Here is an 18,023-nt window from a genome sequence, read left to right as displayed (position 1 = left end):
GTTTACAGGCCCCAGCTTTCATAGAAACTCTCGCATTGCACCTTGTTATCCGCCATTTGCGACTCTGGGCAGTAATAGAAATAGGACGTTCGGGTTCTCCCGGAACCGTTTGGCGCCAGTGTTTGCGTGTCGTAGTAGAGCAGCGTCGCCGGTTCGTTGCAGTGAATCTGCGGCCGCCGCTTCAGCATGTCGCGCAGATGATCCAAATCGACCTTGTTGATTGCCGGCTTATGATAAGTGGTGATAAGGCGCACGCTGCAGCTGTCGATGCGCCCCCCGTCGATCGTGCTGATCGGCTGATAACCTGCATCGCGCCACGCCCAAATACCGCTGCCCAACGCCAGAACCAGCAAAGCCGCCAGTGCGGCGGCTTTGAAACGCGTATAGCTGCGTACAGCGACGGAGCCTACCTCAGGGGGGGCGCCCACCTCCTGGCCCATCTCCGGGGCCGGCTCCTCTGCGGGCGCCTGGCTGTCCGCGGTTTTGATCGTAGCGGCGGTGAACATAAAACCTTGCCGCGGCAAGGTGACGATGATCTCCTCCTCGCCAAGCGAAGAGAACGCCTTGCGTAAAATTGAAATGGTGTTGTTGAGGTTGTTACCGGAAGCGACCTGGCCATGAGCCTCCCACACCTGCGTCAACAACGTCTCTCTGGATAACACCAGATTGTTGTTTCTGACTAATGTGGAGAGCAGGCGGTTCAGCGTGGCCGTCAGCGTAATCGGCGGGATATCGTCATTCACCGAGACCAATTCCGATCTATCTTCGTGATATTTAATATTATTATTAATTATGTATCTCATAATTCCCTGCGCTACAAACCATGTCAACGCCAATTCCCCACCAAACAACATGATATTAGCACAGCAATTCTAATAAGAAAATTCTTACGAATTAAATATAAATTCATATAAAACAATAGAATAAGAACAATAAATCATAGAGAATAGCGGAACCTTGGGCGCAGCTAAGGCTCCCTGCCTTCGCTTGATGCGACAACGTTCATTGCGATATATATAAAAAACCCGCCATAACGGCGGGCTAATTCGGTTTGAAATTTATCAAACTAAGCGAACGATTTGCCGCTCCTGCCAACGCCCGAACAGCAACAAGCCGCATATCGCCCCCAGCAGCGCGCAGAACATGTCGGACTGGGTGTCCCACGGGTCGCCCTGGGTGCCGAGAAACTCGTCGGCGCCCTGACCCAGCGCCAGCGCCGCCCACCATTCGATCAGCTCATACAGAGCACTGATGGCGAGCGCGATGCAGCACACCACGAAGCCCAGCATCTTGCGCCCCTGTACATAACCACCGCGCAGCAGGATTTCGCGCGCCGCCAGCGCCGGCACCAGCCCCTGGAAGAAGTGCCCCAGTTTGTCGTACGGGTTACGGCCAAGACCCAGCCACTGCTGCACCTCAAACCCCAGCGGCACGCGGGCATAGCTGTACATGCCGCCGAAAATCAGGATCAGCGCGTGGAAGAAAATCAGCGTGTAGAGCAGCGGCGTCAGCGGGTAACGGCGATGGGTCAGCCACAGCAGCGGCAAAACGATCAAGACCGGCGCCACCTCCATCAGCCAGGTGGTGCGATCGTAAGGGCTGATGCCGCTGTGGATCAGCGCGGCCAGCAGCAGCAGAGTGATAACGGACAACAACAGCGGAGAGCGTGAGACGGGCATAACCAACGTTCCTTCGGGTCAATAAGGCAATCCACACTTTATACCGCAGATCGCACGGCGAAAAAAAACAGGCGGAGCGTCGCCGCTTCGCCTGTTCGGTGTGCGCTTACCCAGCGTAGGATTATTTCAGCGCGACGCGGATCACGTCATCCGGCGCGGTCGCTTCTTTCTCGCGGCTGGAAGCCTGTTTGACGCTGACGTACAGCGTCTGGCCATCCGGCGACAGCGCCAGGCTGTTCGGGTGGGTCGGCGTCTTGATGGTGTTCAGCACCTTGTAGCTCTTGGCGTCGATCACGCTCACTTCGCCCGCCTGGCGGTGGGTGACGTAAACTTCATTGCGCGCCGGGTTGAACAGCACCGCCAGCGATTCCGGCACGTCGATCTTGCTCAGGATGTTGCCGTTGCGGGTATCCACCACCAGCACCTGCGGCTGCTTGGAATCGGTGATGAAGGCGCGGTGAGTGGCGGTATCCAGGCTGATGTTCAGGAAGAAGTGCTCTTTAGACTCATCCAGCTTCTTGCGCGACAGTACCTTGTTGCTCTGGGTATCGATGGTCACCAGCTCGCCGTCGGCGTTGGTGACGTACAGGCGTTTGGCGGCGGCGTCCAGCGCCAGGCCAGTGCCGTATTTGCCGGTGTCGGTCACGGTGGCGCGCAGAGTCAGATCCTTGCCGTCCACCACCCAAACCACGCTGGAATCCCCCAGCCCGGTGATGTACAGGGTATCGCTGTCGGCATCCGCCACCAGTTCGCGCGGCGCCAGCGGCTTGACGGTCTCGGAACGCTGGCGCGCGTCCAGCACCAGGCGGCCTTTCACGTCGCCGGTCTTGGCGTCGATCGCGGTTACCGAGTTATTGACGGTGTTACCGAAGAACAGCGTGCCGGTCTTGGCGTTGACGGCGGCGCCGAACGGCTTGATGTCGTTATGGATAATTTGGGTCACGTCCAGCGTGGTCGGATCCAGACGGTAAACGATGCCGCCCTTGTCCAGCTTGCGGCTCTGCGAGGTGGCCAGGTAGAGCGCGTTCTCGCTCGGGCTGTAGGCCATTTCATAGGCGCCCTTGCCAACCGGCTTGCGCAGCACTTCCGGCGCGGTTTGCGCCTGCAAAGTGTTGGAGAACAGCAGCGTAGACAGCAGCATCAGCGGAAATGCCGCGCGTTTTCCCTTGGTAATCAAAGTATTCATCAAAATCTCCTTATATCCTTCATACTTGCAGCTACATCGGCGTTGGCTGCGCTCGCTCGCCCCAGTCACTTACCTGAGTAAGCTCCTGGGGACTCACGTTCTTGCCGCCTTGATGCAGCTGCAATTATTTTGGATATGGCTCAAAAGAGCGGCGTTTTATGTCAAACCAGACGGCCGCCGCATTATCGTTATTAAAAATCAGGCTTTCTCTTCGGAAAGCAGCGCCCACCAGCTGTCGATGGTCGGGTTACGCGCCAGCGCGATAAAGTCGATGTCGCTGCGGATCTTGCGCCAGCGGGTCGCCAGTTCCATGATGCGCACCGAATCCAGGCCGTAATCGATCAGGTTTTCATCGTTGCCCATGTCTTCGCTGTCTTCGTCCAGCAGCGGCAGGATCTGCTGACGCAGCGCATCGATGCTGGCGATGCCGGCCGCCGGCAGCAGAGACGCGGTGGTCACCACCCGGCCGCAGCGGCCGGCGGTGTAGCGCAGCGCCATCAGGTGTTCGTCGCGCGAGAAGTCCGCCAGGCCGTCGGCCACCATGAACGGCTGGATGTTGCGCATGAAGGCGTCGATGGCGGTGGTCAGGCAGCCGATGTGCGCATACACACCGCAGATGATCAGCTGATCGCGGCCGGACTCCTGCAGGATCTCCTGCAGCGGCGAGCGATGGAAGGCGCTGTAGCGCCATTTCACCAGCACCGTGTCGTCTTCGTCCGGCGCCAGCGCAGCGGTCACCGCCTGCTGCTCAGGGTGTTTGTTCAGGCCCGGCCCCCACATGTCGTTCAACAGCGCGCGATCTTCATCGCTCTGCTGGTTCGGCTGCGCGGTATAGAACACCGGGATGCCCTGCTGCTTGCAGTAGCTGCGCAGGTTGGCGATGTTCTCCACCACCTGTTTAATCAGCGCGCTGTCCTCGCCCCAGAAGTTGAGGAAATACTGCTGCATATCGTGGATCAGCAGCGCGGCGCGCTGCGGTTCTACCTGCCAGGTGACTTTATTTTGCGGCAGTTCGTCCGCCGTCGGCAGCGCGTAGTCATTAAGTTTTGGAATGGCCATCGATTAATCTCCCTGAGCCTGAGTCTGTAGTTGCGCGTCGAGCTGCTGGCGCAGCCGTTTTTTGTCCACTTTGCCGACCGGGGTCAGCGGCAGGCTGTCCACCTGAATAAAGCGATCCGGCAGCTTGAAGTCCGCCACGCCCTGTTCGCGCAGGTGGCGGCGCAGCACCACCGGTTTCAGCGGCGCGTTGGCGATGATATAGGCGCAGCTCTTCTCCCCCATCAGCGCATCCGGCATCGATACCAGCGCGGCGTTGATCACGTCCGGATGACGCAGCAGCAGGTTCTCGATCTCCTCGGCGGCGATCTTCTCCCCGCCGCGGTTGATCTGGTCTTTCTGCCGCCCCTGCACGGTGATGTAGCCGTCTTCGCTGATGCTGATCAGATCGCCGGAGCAGTAGAAACCGTCGGCGTCGAAGGCGTCGGCGTTGTGCGCCGGGCTCTGGTAGTAACCGCGGAAGGTGTAAGGCCCGCGCGTCATCAACCGTCCGACCTCGCCCGCCGGCAACGGATTACCGTCGTCATCCGCCACCCATACCTCGTCGTCCGGCGACATCGGCCGCCCTTGCGTCGCCAGGATGTGGCGCTCGTCGTCGTCCAGCCGGGTGTAGTTCACCAGCCCTTCCGCCATGCCGAACACCTGCTGCAGTTGGCAGCCGATTTCATTCTGAATGCGCGCCGCCAGCGTCTCGCCCAGCTTGGCGCCGCCCACCTGCAGCAGTTTCAGGCTGGCGAGCTGGGCATTGCCGCCCCACTCTTCGATCGCCTGCAGCCACAGCGTGACCGCCGGCGGCACCAGCGCCGTCACGTTGATTTGGTGCTGTTCGATCAGGCGGAAGCATTGCCCGGCGTCCGGATCGGCGGCGAACACCACCCGCCCGGCGCCATAAAACACGCCCAGCACGCCCGGCGAACTCATCGGGTAGTTGTGCGCCACCGGCAGCGCGCACAGATAGCGGGTCTGCGCGTCGAAACGGCAGATCTCCACGCTGCGGCGAATGCTGTAGTAGTAGTCATTGTGGGTGCGCGGGATCAGCTTCGGCGTACCGGTGCTGCCGCCGGAAAGCTGGAAGAACGCCACCTGATCGGCCGCGGAAGGCTGCGCGACGAAACCATCGCTCGCTTCTTCCAGCCAGGCGGCCAGCGCCAGCTCGCCCTCGGTCTGGCTGCGCAGCGCCACGACACGCAGCGAAGGATGCGCATCGCGGAAGGCGTTCAGGAACTGATCGTCGGCAAACAGCGCGTGCTGGCGATCGGCGATCAGCAGCGCCGGTTTGATCTGCTCGGCATAGGCGTTCAGCTCGCTGCGCTGATGGCTGAACAGCGCGTTGACCGGCGCCACGCCAATTTTCAGCAGCGCGAAAAACACGATATAGAACTCCGCCACGTTGCCCAGCTGCACCAGCGCTGTGTCGCCGGATTTTACGCCGCGGCGCAGCAAAGCGGCCGCCAGACGATCGGAACGCTGCTGCAGCTCGCGGTAGGTCAGGCTGCCCTGAGCGTCGATAATCGCCGGGGCGTCGTTGTCGGCCTGGCGGTCGAGGATCTCGGTCAGCGGCTTGTCAGTCCAGTAGCCGCGCTCGCGATAGCGGCTGGCGAACTCCGCCGGCCAGGGGGTAAAGGCAATGCTCATCTTGTCGTTATCCTTGATTTATACCAAAGGCACGCAGAATGGTGCTGAGTTTGGTGCCTGTTTCATGCCATTCAGATTCGGGTGAAGAGTCTTCCACGATGCCGGCGCCGGCGAACAGCCGTACCCGGTTGCCGTCAACGGTGCCGCAGCGGATAGTCACTACCCACTCGCCGTTGCCTTCGTCGTCGCACCAGCCGACGATGCCGCCGAACAGGCCGCGATCGAACGGCTCCAGCTTGCCGATCAGGGCGTGCGCCTCGGCCGTCGGCATGCCGCACAGCGCCGGCGTCGGGTGCAGCAGGCAGGCCAGCGACAGGGCGTTTTCGTCTGGAGACGCCGCCTCGCCGTCGATCGGCGTGGAGAGATGCCACAGCGTGGTGGTGGTCAGCAATTCAGGGGTGTGCGGCACGTTCAGGTAGCGGCAGCGGCCGGCCAGCACGTCACGCATGCTTTCGGTGACGATGCGATGCTCGTGGCGATCTTTCGCCGAGGCCATCAGCCGCTCTCCCACTTCGCGATCGCGCTGCGGGTCGGCCTCGCGCCGGGCGGAACCGGCCAGCGGGTTAGAATAGAAACGGCCGCCGTCCTGGCGCAGCAGCAGCTCCGGGCTGGCGCCCAACAGCGCGCCCTGCTCCAGCGGCACATGGAAATGGAAACCATGCGGGTTCTGGGCAATCACGCGCGCCATCAGCGCATGGCGATCCACCGGCTGACGCGTTTCGATCTCCAGCAGGCGCGACAAGACCACTTTGTCCAACTCACCGGCCTTCATCGCGTCGACGGCGTCGCTGACCATGTTCATGAACGGCTGCTGCGGCGGCAGTTCCGTTACCCCGGCCAGCTCCGGCCCGTCCGCCGCCGGCCTAACGCCGGCCATAAAGGCGGCGCGATCGAACCAGCGGCTCTGCTGCGGAATAAACAGCGCCGAAGGCTGCCGGGTATCGAACGGGATGGCGCCGCACAGCAGCGGTTTTTTGATGCCGGCCTGGCGGGCCTCGGCAAACGCCTGCCGCACGCTGCGCTGGAACTCGCCGTTCAGATCGGCGCCGTCCGCGGCCGGCAGGCGAATGCGGCTGAAACAACCGGTGGTGGTCAAGCTGCGGAAAGGGGAGGTAAAGAAGAAGCCCGACGCCGGAGAAAAATCAGCGGCGAACCGGTGTTCTTCGCGCTCCTGCATTTCCTTTCGATTGATGTCGTTCACGGCAGTACCCATCGCTTCGCCCTCAAGGATTTGAAGTGATAACCAATATAATAATGATTATCATTTGAGTTAATTCCGCGCTAAATTACTCGCCGATATTTGCTATGTCAATAAACGTAAGCACTTCTTTCATTTCGAAATCATGACATAAACGCTGTGGGTTTTACGCATGCCGATGATAAGCATTGCTATTTGATCCCACAGCGTCGAATTAACGCATCGAGTTACTTTTCACTGGCCGGCTGAGGCTCGTTCTGCGGCTCCGGTTTGTGCAGCGTCACCTGGCGCAAACCGGTCATGGCGAACAGCAACAGGATGCCGAGCGCCGCCGCGCCGAAGCCGAAACCGCTGGCGCTCATCGCCGGCAGCATAAAGGCGCCCATCGCCCCCAGCAGCAACGCGCCCAGCGCATCGCCCACCACGTTCTGCGCCGTCCACAGGCCATTGATGCGGCCAAGGAAGTTATCCGGCGTCAGGCTCTGGATCAGACCGTATTGCAGCAGCGAGTTCAGCGCGCTCAGGTAGCCGAACGCCACCAGGCACAGCAACGCCAGGCTGTACCACGGCATCAGGCCGAACAGGCCGATGGCGGCGAACGCCGCGATCGCCGTCAGCAGCATCACCCAGCCGGGGCGCGCCACGTGCGCCACGCGCCCGCTGGTGAACGCGCCGATGGCGGCGCCGAGCGGCACGGCGGCGTACATATAGCCAAGGTGGGCAGCGTCGATGTGCCAACCTTCCGCCATCGCCGGGTACAGCACGCGCACCGCGCTGGCCATGGTCAGCAGCGCGCCGATCAGCGCCACCATGCCGATCACCTTGTTCTGGAACAGGAAGGCGAAACCGCCCGCCAGCGCGCGCAGCGGGTGTTCACGCGGCTGCGGCGGCGGCATCAGCTGCGGCAGGCTCAGCAGCGGCAGCAGCGTCAGCAGGGTGCCGAACGCCGCCAGACCGTAGTTCCAGGCGATGCCCATATGGGCGATCACCAGGCCGCCGATCGCCGGAGAAAGAATCGAGCCGAAGCGCACCGTCAGCATGCTGATGGCGCCCGCCTGCACGATGTTTTCGCGGCCCACCAGCGCCGGCGTGGCCGCCAGCAGCGCCGTCACCCCCACCGCGCCAAAGAAGCCGTCCCACACCGCCAGCAGATAAATGGCCGCCAGCGAAGGCGACGGCAGCAGGGCGTTGAGACACAGGCCGACAAAACCGACGCCGCAGGTAGAGCGCGCAAACAGAATCAGCCGGCGTCGCTCATAGCGATCGGCCAATACGCCCCCCATCAGCAGCCCGGCGAACATGCCGCCGCCGGCCAGCGTCACCGCCAGCCCGACCTGCAGGGTGGAACCGGTCAACGCCTGGATCTGCACCGGGATGGCGATCGCCATCAGCCCCAGCGCCACAATGGAGATAAAGCGCGCGCAGAACACCGCGCGGAAAGCCCGGTTGGTTTTCAGCAGGCTGAAATCAAGCAGGATGGAGGGTTTGCTACTCATCGGTTGTTCACCACATCTTTAAACGGGGATTCTGCAGTTGCGGAGCGCTATGCTAGCACAGATGACGAAATCAATAATGATAATAAAACTCATTGATATTCAATTGTGAGCAACCGCAAGAAACGCCGCCAAACGCGGGGCAATCCCCGTGCCTGGCGGCGGGATGAGGGCGTCATTACAGCGTGCGCAAGATCCGGTTCAGCAGCGGCCCCAGCACTTTGAACGACGCCGGCGAAACGATATCGACATGCGCGCAGTCCAGCTCGTGCGCCTGCAGCGCATCGACGTACTGCGACCAGGTTTGCTGCACGTCCATCCCTGCCTGCAGCGTGCGTTTGGCGACGAACAGCGTCGCCTGGCCGTGGAAACGGGCGGTCCGCGTGTGCGACAACAACCGCACCGAATCGGCGTAGTTGGCTTCGATGTTGTCGAACATCGCGGTGCGCGTCTCACCCAGCGCCGGATCGAGCGTGTCCTGCGACACCGCCAGGAACTGCTCGCGCTCGCGCTGCACTTCCTTCAACACGTTGTCGTCCAGCATCACGTCCCAATTTTGGGTCTCCGGCGGATAGGTATCCAGCAGGCCGAGGAACGCCACCTGCTCGCCGCGCGCCTGCAGCCGGGCGGCGATGCCCTGCGCCAGCGTGCCGCCGAGCGAATAACCGATGAAGTGGTACGGCCCGTGCGGCTGCACCTGCAGCACCGTCTGCAGGTGCGCCTCCACCACCTGGTCCATGTCTTCGCTCAGCGCCAGCGGGCCGTCCGGCCGCGGCGACTGGATGCCGACCAGCGACCAGTGCTGATCGAGATAGCGCGGCAATACGCTGAACTGCCAGGAGAAACCAGACGCCGGATGCAGACAGAACAGCGTCGGCCCCTCGGTGACGCGCAGCGGCAATACGCTGTCGAAGCCGCTGCGATCGGCCTCTTCCTGCGTGCGATCTTCCGCCAGCAAGGCGGCCAGTTGCTCAACGCGCGACGCTACCATCACCTGGCCGACGGACACCGCCTTGCCCAGATCGCGGCGCAGCTCCGCCGCCAGGCGCATCGCCAGCAGCGAATGGCCGCCGAGCGCGAAGAAATCGTCGTCGGCGAACACCTGTTCGCGCTGCAGCAAACGGGCGAATACCGCCGCGATCTCGCTTTCCAACCCGGCCTGCGGCGGCCGCCCCGCCTTGCGCTCACCGCCCTGCGGCTGCGGTAAAGCCTTGCGATCCAGCTTGCCGTTGGCGCTCAGCGGCAAATCGTGCATTTCCACCAACGCCACCGGCACCATGTGCGGCGGCAGGCGGTCGGCCAGCGCCGCACGCAAAACCTCCGCATCCCAGCTCACACCGGGTTGCATCACCAGATAGCCCACCAGTTGGCGCGCATCGCCGCCGGCGTCCACCGGCGTGCCCTGCAACACCAGCGCATGCGTCACCGCCTGGCGCACGCCCGGCAGCGACAGCAAGGCGTGATCGATTTCACTCAGCTCGATACGCTGCCCGCGGATCTTCAGCTGATCGTCGCTGCGGCCCAAATATTCCACCGCGCCGTCCGGCAGCCAGCGCGCCACGTCGCCGGTGCGGTACATCCGTCCGCCCTCGCCGAACGGGTCGGCGACAAAGCGGCTGGCGGTCAGATCCGGCCGGCCAAGGTAGCCGTGCGCCAGCTGCACGCCGGTCAGATACAGATCGCCCGCCACGCCCGGCGGCACCGGCCGCAGGCGCGCGTCAAGAATGCGCAGCCCGGTGTTCCATACCGGCAGGCCGATCGGCACGTTGGCGCCGGTCACCTTCGCCAGCGCGTCGCCGTAGGCCGGATGCCAGGTCACGTCCACCGCCGCCTCGGTCGGGCCGTAGAGGTTGTGCAACGGCACCGCCGTGCGGCTTTGCCACAGGCGGCACAGCTCCGCCGGCAGCGCTTCACCGCTGCAGAACACCTGGCGCAGCGCGGTGCAGTTCGCCACCGCCGCGTCATCGTCCAGGGCGGCGACGAAGGCCGCCAACATCGACGGCACGAAGTGCAGCGTGGTAATGCGGTGTTGCGCGATCAGCTGTTGCAGCTGCTGCGGATCGCGGTGCGCCTCAGGCGGCGCCATCACCAGCCGGGCACCGACCATCAGCGGCCAGAAGAATTCCCACACCGAGACGTCGAAACTGCATGGCGTTTTCTGCAGCACCGCGTCGTCCGCCCCCAGCGGATACTGGTGCTGCATCCACAGCAAGCGGTTGACGATCGCCTGATGGCCGACCAGCACGCCTTTCGGGCGCCCAGTGGAACCGGAGGTAAAGATGATATAGGCCGCATGATCCGGCGTCGGGCCCGCGATCGCCACCCCGGCGGCGTGATCGGCCGCCAGCGGCGCGTCATACAGCAAGATTTCGCCCTTGTCGGCGAAGCGCGCCTGCTGCGCCGGGCTGGTGATGACCAGCCGGGGCGCGGCGTCTTCCAGCATCATCGCCAGCCGCTCGTCCGGATAACCGGTGTCCAGCGGCAGGTAGGCGGCGCCCGCTTCCACGATCGCCATCAACGCCAGCGACAGGAACACCGAGCGCGGCAGCGCCACCGCCACGATGTCGCCCGGCCGTACGCCCTGCACAACCAGCTGGCGCGCCAGCGCCGTGACCTGTTCGCGCGTTTCGCGGTAGGTGAAGCTGAAATGCGCATCCGCCAGCGCCGGCGCGTTCGGCGTGCTTTGCGCCTGCTGCGCCAGCAGTTGGCTCAGCGTGGTCGCCGGCAACGGATGCGCCGTGTCGTTGACCCGCGCCAGCAGCGCGCGATCGTCGGCGGTCAGCATGTCGGCTTCGCCGATCGGCAACGTTGCCTGCGCGGCGAACTGCGCCAGCAGCAGCGGCAACCGCTGCAGATGCGCCAGCAGTTCCTGACGGCTGTAACGCTCGGCGTTGGCCAGCAGCTCAACCTTCAGCTGATGGTGTTCGTCGATAAACAGCGCAATCTCCAGATCGCGCACCGGCCCGGAGGCCAGATCGTGGGTAATGCCTTCGATACCGGCGAAGTCCAGCTGGTAATCGAACATTTTGAAGTTGAAGACCGTGCCGTACAGCGGTTCGCCGTCGCCGACACGCCCCAGATCGCGCTGCACCTGTTCGGCATCGTAGCGCTGATGGCGGCGCACCGTTTTCAGCTCGCGGCTGATGCGGGCGGCGGCCTCATACAGCGTAGCCTGCGGCTCGAGGTGCATCTCCATCGGCAGCACGTTGATCACCGGGCCGGCGGCGCACAGGGCGGCCGATCCGGTACGGCGCATGAAGATAAAACCGGCGCTGAAGCACGGTTGGCCGCTCAGACGCGACACCCATAGCGCCACCAGCGCCACCGCCATATCGGCGGCGTTCAGCTTCTGCTGCGCGCCGCACTGCACCAGTTCGGCGAAGGCCTGCGGATCGCAGCGCTGTTCCAGCCGGTGGATGCGCGGCGTGGGCGTTTGCCCGGCCAGCGGCTGCGGGCAGAGCGTGGCCGGTGGCGGCAACTGCCGTGCTTTTTCACGCCAGAAATCGGCGTCGCGTTGCCAGGCCGGGGCCTCCCGGTAAGCCTGGTATTCCGCCACCACGTCGCTGAACGCCGTGAAAGGCGTCGGTTCCAACGCGTCGCCGCGGCAAAGATGGGTGTAAATCGCCGCCACGCGGCGCGCGATGGCGGTGAAGCTGAAACCGTCCACCAGCAGATGATGATAGCGCTGATACCAGAACCAGCGGTCATCCGCCAGGCGCATCACCACATGGCGATACAGCGGCGCGCCGCTGCCGGCGCGCAGATCGCTCGCAAGATCGATGTCCATCAGCGCGCGCGCGGCGGCTTCAGGGTCCGGCGACGTCGTCAGATCAACAAGTTCCGGCTCGTGCACCGCCAGCGTGTCATCCAGCCATTGCACCGGCACGCCGTCGCGTTCCGCAAAACGCAGGCGCAGCATGTCCACCTCGCCCAGGCCCTGGATGATGGCCTGCAGCAGAGGCTCCACGGCGACAGGGCCGTTGAGTTCGATGGCGTGAGCCACCGCGTAGGCATTGCGATGCGGGGAGATTTGATCGGCGACCCAGATGCCGGGTTGTGCCGCGACCAGCGGCCATTCGCCCGCAAGCGCCGGGCCGCTGAGAGAGTTAGGGGTGTGTGACACTGCTTATTGCTCCCGTGATTACCTGGCGCCGGTCACGCCTCGCGTGCTGCGACCGGCAGAATATCTTGCCAATGCTGTTCCAGCCATTCGGCGCACTCGAGGCGCGCCGCCGGGCCAAAGACGATCGTCCACTCGGACGGAATGGCGCGGAAATCCGGCCACAAACTGTATTGTTGTTGTACGTTGCGCAGCACCAGGCTGCGCTGCTGTTGATCATCGAACGGATTCAGGCTTTCCATCATGTGTTCCTCGTGCCGTCGCCGATGCCGGGTAAGCGGTGGCGAAAGCGGAAGCCCATACCGCCTGCAGCCCATCGGTCAGGCCGCTGCGCCAGCACAGCGCATCGTGCCCGCCTTCCACCACCCGGTAGTGCACCCGATGGCCGGCGTCGCTCAGGCGCGCCGCCATTTCGCCACTGACCCGATGCACCAGTTTTTCCTGCGAACCGGCTTCCATAAAGACCTTCAGCGCGCCGTGGTTGCCCAGGCCGTGCCGTTCGACCTGTTGCATCAGCCAGCAGGCGTCGTCGGGAATGCTCGGCAGCTGCAGCATGTCGCGCCGCGGCCACCAGTAGGAACCGGACTGGGTGATCACCGCGCCGAAGCGCTGCGGCCAGCGCAGCCCGGCATACAGGGAGGCCAGGCCGCCAAAGCTTTGCCCCGCCACCACCGTATCGGCCGGCTTGTCGCTGTGCGGCGCCCAGTCGGCCAGCTGCGGCATCAGTTCTTCCTGCACCGCCAGCCAGAAATCGTCCTTGCAGGTTAATTCTCGCGCCCGGTGCGGCAGATCGATGATGTCGATCAGCACATACACCGCTTCCGGCAACGCCCCCTCGCGGGTCAGCTGCATCAGCGGCGCCCAAACCGGCATCTGCTTCGCCCAGAACTGACCGTCGAGCAAGATCGCGAGCGGGCGCTCGGCCGGCTTGCTGTCGCCGGTGGTGTAGATCCAGACATCGCGGCTGTTGCCCAGGCGCTCGCTCTGCCAGGTATGACGCTGCAAACGCGCCGGCAGCGGCGGCGTGCAGCGCCCGCTGGCGATCTCATATTCGTCGAACGAACGCCATACCGGCTGCGGCGGCGCATCCGGCATGTGCAGCCCGGAGACGCTGTGGCCGCTGGCGCTTTGCCAGGAACGATACGGGTTGAGCAGATCGGGTGTAGCGCTGGCGAACACCTGGTGCCACCAGTGACGCAGGTTGTGCATGTTGGCGTGCGCATCGTCGCCGCTGAACGCCGGCGGCCGCTCGTCAAAGCAGGGGATAAAGCAGTAGCTTCCGCGCCAGGCGCCGCTCAGTTCGGTCTGCCAATACCACACGTCGGTGCCGGCCAAACGCTGCAGGCTTTGCGGCGGATTCGGCTGATGGTGGTCGGTCAGGCAGTTAATGTTGATCCATACGCGACGGTAGGCGGAGGTCAATTCGCATCCCTGGGGATCGCGCCAGAAAAAGGTGGTGCGCCAGCGGCCGTTACCCGCCGGTTCTACCCATGGCGTACCGCGTCGTGCCACCGTCAACCACCACCCTGGACTGCCCGCATTGCTGCTGGCCAATAATCTGCTGCTTTCTGACTGTAGTTCTGTATTCACAACGCCTACCCATTTTGTAGTTGGCGGCACCGGGAACGTCGACTTTTCCCTATCGCCGGCCACCGCCCGAACGCACTGTACGCCAAATACTATTGATAATAATTTGCATTTGCAATAGTGTGTAAGGCTTGGAGATCGTGCTGGTATTGCGCGCAACGGACAGGGATCGGGGATACATCAATGGCATCCCTTGCCGCAGCCGATTTTCTATTTCCGACTACACAAAAACTACAACCGCCCTTCCCCCCATTCGGCGAGGGATGGCAGCAAGGTAGGACACTCAGATGAAAAGCAAGCTATCACGTTATTCTTTAGCCACTCTTATCGGCTTGGGATTGGGCGCGTCCGCGTTCGCCAACGCCGCGCAGCAAACCGACACCACCACCACGGAAGAGAACAGCGGCGCCACGGATAAAAAGCCGCGCGGCGAAGACACCATCGTCGTGACCGCCGCCCGGCAGAACCTGCAGGCGCCGGGGGTGTCCACCATCACCGCCGACGAAATCAAAAAACGCCCGCCGGCGCGCGACATCAGCGAACTGATCCGCACCATGCCCGGGGTTAACCTGACCGGCAACTCCACCAGCGGCCAGCGCGGCAACAACCGCCAGATCGATATCCGCGGCATGGGCCCGGAAAACACCCTGGTGCTGATCGACGGCAAACCGGCCTCCAGCCGCAACTCGGTGCGCCAGGGCTGGCGCGGCGAGCGCGACTCCCGCGGCGATACTGCCTGGGTGCCGCCGGAAATGATCGAACGCATCGAAGTGCTGCGCGGCCCGGCCGCGGCGCGCTACGGCAACGGCGCCGCGGGCGGCGTGGTCAACATCATCACCAAGAAAGCCGGCGATGCGCTGCACGGCTCGCTGAACGGCTACTTCAACGTGCCGCAGCACAAGCAGGAAGGCGCCACCAAGCGCACCGACTTCAGCCTGTCCGGCCCGCTGAGCGATTCCCTGAGCTTCCGCCTGTTCGGCGGCTACAGCAAAACGCAGGCCGACGCCTGGGATCTTAACGAATCGCACAAGTCCGAACGCGTGGGTACCTACGCCAACAGCGTCCCGGCCGGGCGCGAAGGGGTGGTCGATAAAAACATCGACGCCTTGCTGCACTGGGACTTCGCCCATCTGCAGTCGCTGGAGTTCGAGTACGCCTACGGCCGCCAGGGCAACCTGTACGCCGGCGATACCCAGAACACCAACACCAATGCCCTGGTGCAGAGCAACTACGGCAAAGAAACCAACCGCATCTACCGTGAGACCTTCGGCCTGACCCACCGCGGCGCCTGGGACAACGGCGTGAGCACCAACAACTACGTGCAGTTTGAACGCACCCGCAACACCCGTATCAACGAAGGGCTGGCCGGCGGTACCGAAGGCATCTTCGATGTCAACAATACCGGGTTCGGCACCACCAAGCTGGACGACTTCCTGGCGCACAGCGAAGTCAGCGTACCGTTTGAGCTAGGCGTCGCCCAGACCGCCACGCTGGGCACCGAGTGGAGCCAGCAGCGGATGAAGGACGGCTCTTCTATCGCACAATCGCTTGAAGGCGCTAAAACCGGGGGAGCAATTGAAGGCATCTCTAGCAGCAATCGCAACCCTTATTCCTCCGCACATATCTTTTCACTGTTTGCCGAAGACAACATTGAACTGACCGACACCACCATGCTGACGCCGGGCCTGCGTTACGATCTGCATTCAGAGTCCGGCAGCAACTGGAGCCCGGCGCTGAACCTGTCGCAGGAACTGGGTGATTACTTCACGCTGAAGATGGGGATCGCACGTTCGTACAAAGCACCTAACCTGTTCCAGACCAACAGTAACTACGTGTTATACAGCGCGGGTCAAGGTTGTACGGCCGGTGATACCTTCGACGGCTGCTACCTGCTCGGCAACGACGATCTGAAGGCGGAAACCAGCGTTAACAAAGAGATCGGGCTGGAGTTCCATAACGACGGCTGGCTGGCCGGCGTGACCTACTTCCGCAACGATTACCACAACAAGATTGAAGCGGGTACTTCTCGCATCGCTACCAGCAGTAAAGGTACAGCCGTCTACCAATGGGAGAACGTACCGAAGGCGGTAGTTCAGGGGCTGGAAGGCTCGTTGAACGTGCCGGTTAGCGAGACCGTCACCTGGAGCAACAACGCCACCTACATGATCGAGAACAAGAACAAGACCACCGGCGATTACCTGTCGGTGATCCCGAAGTTCACCGTCAACTCGACCCTCAGCTGGCAGGCCACGCAGGATCTGTCGATGCAGTCCACCCTGACCTGGTACGGCCGTCAGAAGCCGAAGAAGTACAACTACCAGGGTAAACCGGCCACCGGCAGCGAAACCCATGAGGTCAGCCCTTACGCCGTCGTCGGCGCCAGCGCGACCTATGACCTGACCAAAAACGTCAGCGTCACCGCCGGCATCGACAATCTGTTCGACAAACGCCAGTTCCGCGCCGGCAACGCGCAGAACGTCGGCAATCCGAACACCGGCGCGATCAACATCGCCGGCGCGGGTGCGGCCACCTACAACGAACCGGGCCGCACCTACTACATGAGCATCAACACCCACTTCTGATGGCATGACCCAACCACAAAGGGGTGCTCAGCACCCCTTGAGGTAAATGACAAAGCGGATGACGTTGCCGGGCTTTCATTAGGCGACAGATAGAAAATAAGGAAAATCAATTCATTGATTTTCGGCCGATAACCACAAAGGAGGAAAAACCACGCTTTTTCCTCCTTTGTCAGCCACTAGAAAGGGCGCCGCGGCGCCCCTTTTTTTATCTTTCCATTGCGTTACCTGGTGTGCAGCTGAATGCGCACCACGCTTTCCGGCTTGCCGGCCTTGGTGGAAGCGCCGTCGTTTTTCACCGTCACGAACAGCGCGTCGCCTTTCGGATCCAGCGCCAGGCTGTTAGGGTGCGGCGGCAGGTCTACGGTTTGCAGGCGCTTGAGCGTCTTGGCGTCAAACACCGTCAGCGTCCCGGCGCCGTGATCCACGCGCACGCCCTTGCGGTTGGCGACATACAGCCGCTGGCTGCGCTCATCGAGCAACAGGCCGATCGGCACCTCATCCGTCAGCTCACTGGCCAGCACCTTGCCGCTGTCCGCATCCAGCGCGAATACCCGGTGGCCGCTACTGCGCTTCACATAGTCGTGCCCCAGATGATGATTGCGGTAGTCGTCGCGATCGATGCCCTGATCGACGCCCAGCAGGCGATTGCTCGCCGGGTCATACACCAGGTTCAGCAGCTGATCGGCCTGCACTTCGTGCGTGGCGGTGATCGCCAGCGTGTCGGCGTTCAGGGTGATCACCTGCCCCTGCATGTTGGAGACGAATACCCGGCGGCCCTTCTCATCCAGCGTGATGCCCACCGCGTTGTAGCCGAAGCCCGGGATCACTTTCTCCAGCTTGCCGGCCTTGGTATCGACCACGTACAGCACGCTGTCGACGCCGAAGCCCAAGCCCGGCAGGAACAGACGACCGCTTTGCGCGTCATACTTGAGCTCGCGGAGGCGGTACAGGTAGTCCTCGGTGATTTTAAACTTCTTCAGCTCCGCCAACAGGAAATCCAGGCGCTTGCCGCTGATGCCCGCCTGCTTGTAAGCCTGCTCCAGCACCGCTTTGTCCAGCAGCTTGATGCTGCCCAGCGCGTGGTTGGTGGTGGTGTCCACCACCCCGACTTCGCCGTTGAAGGCCTGCGTCAGGTACAGGCGATTGCCCGCGTCGTTCAGCGCCACGCCGAAGCCTTTCACCTGCAGCGGGATCTCCGCCTTGATCGCCAGGGTGTTGGGATCCAGCCGCAGCACGCGGGAGCGCGCCTCTTCCTTCCAGTCCGGCGCACTGACGAACAGCGCCTGTTGCGAGGTGCTGTAGGCCATCTCCACCACCGTCGACGACAGCGCCTGGCGCTTGATGTCCTGCGGTTTGATGCCGGCATCGTCGGCCTGCGCGGCGCCGGCGACCACCAGAGAGGCCGCCACCAGCAGCGACAGTAACGCGCGCGGGGTTGCTAGGGTTCCAGACATCCTTTTATCTCCTTGAAATCATGCTTTCGGTTA

12 protein-coding genes are annotated in these 18,023 nt (G+C 62.9%); 1 reads left to right on the top strand and 11 read right to left on the bottom strand.

The features are described from left to right. Positions 1–2 precede the first annotated feature (2 nt). The 10 genes from WFM45_RS18220 to fes all read right to left on the bottom strand — a co-directional run bounded on the left by WFM45_RS18220 (position 3) and on the right by fes (position 13,957). On the bottom strand, positions 3–743 hold the full coding sequence (locus WFM45_RS18220) for a winged helix-turn-helix domain-containing protein (RefSeq protein WP_250602497.1): 741 nt from the start codon (positions 741–743) through the stop codon (positions 3–5). A gap of 318 nt (positions 744–1,061) precedes the next feature. After that, positions 1,062–1,679, bottom strand: coding sequence for a DUF2238 domain-containing protein (locus tag WFM45_RS18215; protein WP_156866174.1), 618 nt, complete (start codon positions 1,677–1,679; stop codon positions 1,062–1,064). A 121-nt stretch (positions 1,680–1,800) separates the two neighbouring features. Further along, entirely contained in the window at positions 1,801–2,820 is a 1,020-nt protein-coding gene (gene yncE, locus WFM45_RS18210; protein ID WP_370456249.1) for a 7-bladed beta-propeller protein YncE, read from the bottom strand. A 243-nt stretch (positions 2,821–3,063) separates the two neighbouring features. Then, positions 3,064–3,924 carry an isochorismatase gene (locus WFM45_RS18205; RefSeq protein WP_085337549.1) on the bottom strand — a complete coding sequence of 287 codons (861 nt, stop codon included), beginning with the start codon at positions 3,922–3,924 and terminating at the stop codon, positions 3,064–3,066. A 3-nt stretch (positions 3,925–3,927) separates the two neighbouring features. Next, on the bottom strand, positions 3,928–5,556 hold the full coding sequence (locus tag WFM45_RS18200) for a (2,3-dihydroxybenzoyl)adenylate synthase (RefSeq protein WP_085337550.1): 1,629 nt from the start codon (positions 5,554–5,556) through the stop codon (positions 3,928–3,930). 7 nt (positions 5,557–5,563) lie between these two features. Beyond that, positions 5,564–6,769: an isochorismate synthase gene (locus WFM45_RS18195; RefSeq protein WP_085337551.1), complete on the bottom strand. Its 1,206-nt coding sequence runs from the start codon at positions 6,767–6,769 to the stop codon at positions 5,564–5,566. A 212-nt stretch (positions 6,770–6,981) separates the two neighbouring features. Next, a complete protein-coding gene (gene entS / locus WFM45_RS18190; protein ID WP_085337552.1) occupies positions 6,982–8,250 on the bottom strand; it encodes an enterobactin transporter EntS in 1,269 nt (422 codons plus the stop codon). A 175-nt stretch (positions 8,251–8,425) separates the two neighbouring features. After that, a complete protein-coding gene (locus tag WFM45_RS18185) occupies positions 8,426–12,370 on the bottom strand; it encodes an enterobactin synthase subunit F (RefSeq protein ID WP_085337553.1) in 3,945 nt (1,314 codons plus the stop codon). A 32-nt stretch (positions 12,371–12,402) separates the two neighbouring features. After that, complete coding sequence (locus WFM45_RS18180) at positions 12,403–12,609, bottom strand: MbtH family protein (RefSeq protein WP_004930023.1); 207 nt, start codon at positions 12,607–12,609, stop codon at positions 12,403–12,405. Then, on the bottom strand, positions 12,584–13,957 hold the full coding sequence (gene fes, locus WFM45_RS18175) for an enterochelin esterase (RefSeq protein WP_074469401.1): 1,374 nt from the start codon (positions 13,955–13,957) through the stop codon (positions 12,584–12,586). The genes WFM45_RS18180 and fes overlap by 26 nt, the downstream gene beginning before the upstream one ends. 284 nt (positions 13,958–14,241) lie before the next feature. On the opposite strand from fes, the gene WFM45_RS18170 reads away from it, so the two are divergent. Beyond that, positions 14,242–16,536 carry a TonB-dependent siderophore receptor gene (locus WFM45_RS18170; RefSeq protein WP_085337554.1) on the top strand — a complete coding sequence of 765 codons (2,295 nt, stop codon included), beginning with the start codon at positions 14,242–14,244 and terminating at the stop codon, positions 16,534–16,536. Between the two features lie 221 nt (positions 16,537–16,757). Here the strand turns inward: WFM45_RS18170 and WFM45_RS18165 are convergent, their stop codons facing one another. Next, complete coding sequence (locus tag WFM45_RS18165) at positions 16,758–17,990, bottom strand: YncE family protein (RefSeq protein WP_048325759.1); 1,233 nt, start codon at positions 17,988–17,990, stop codon at positions 16,758–16,760. Positions 17,991–18,023: the final 33 nt, after the last annotated feature.

It is taken from the genome of Serratia sp. KG1D (assembly GCF_037150675.1).
GTDB classification, from domain to species: Bacteria; Pseudomonadota; Gammaproteobacteria; order Enterobacterales; family Enterobacteriaceae; genus Serratia; species Serratia nematodiphila.
This window is presented reverse-complemented; position numbering and strand designations above follow the sequence as displayed.

Excerpts from the sequence above, each read along its gene's own strand:
- WFM45_RS18200 (WP_085337550.1), bottom strand. The coding sequence starts at position 5,556 with ATGAGCATTGCCTTTACCCCCTGGCCGGCGGAGTTCGCCAGCCGCTAT.
- WFM45_RS18180 (WP_004930023.1), bottom strand. The coding sequence starts at position 12,609 with ATGGAAAGCCTGAATCCGTTCGATGATCAACAGCAGCGCAGCCTGGTG.
- WFM45_RS18215 (WP_156866174.1), bottom strand. The coding sequence starts at position 1,679 with ATGCCCGTCTCACGCTCTCCGCTGTTGTTGTCCGTTATCACTCTGCTG.
- WFM45_RS18165 (WP_048325759.1), bottom strand. The coding sequence starts at position 17,990 with ATGTCTGGAACCCTAGCAACCCCGCGCGCGTTACTGTCGCTGCTGGTG.
- WFM45_RS18195 (WP_085337551.1), bottom strand. The coding sequence starts at position 6,769 with ATGGGTACTGCCGTGAACGACATCAATCGAAAGGAAATGCAGGAGCGC.
- WFM45_RS18170 (WP_085337554.1), top strand. The coding sequence starts at position 14,242 with ATGAAAAGCAAGCTATCACGTTATTCTTTAGCCACTCTTATCGGCTTG.
- WFM45_RS18205 (WP_085337549.1), bottom strand. The coding sequence starts at position 3,924 with ATGGCCATTCCAAAACTTAATGACTACGCGCTGCCGACGGCGGACGAA.
- entS (WP_085337552.1), bottom strand. The coding sequence starts at position 8,250 with ATGAGTAGCAAACCCTCCATCCTGCTTGATTTCAGCCTGCTGAAAACC.
- yncE (WP_370456249.1), bottom strand. The coding sequence starts at position 2,820 with ATGCTGCTGTCTACGCTGCTGTTCTCCAACACTTTGCAGGCGCAAACC.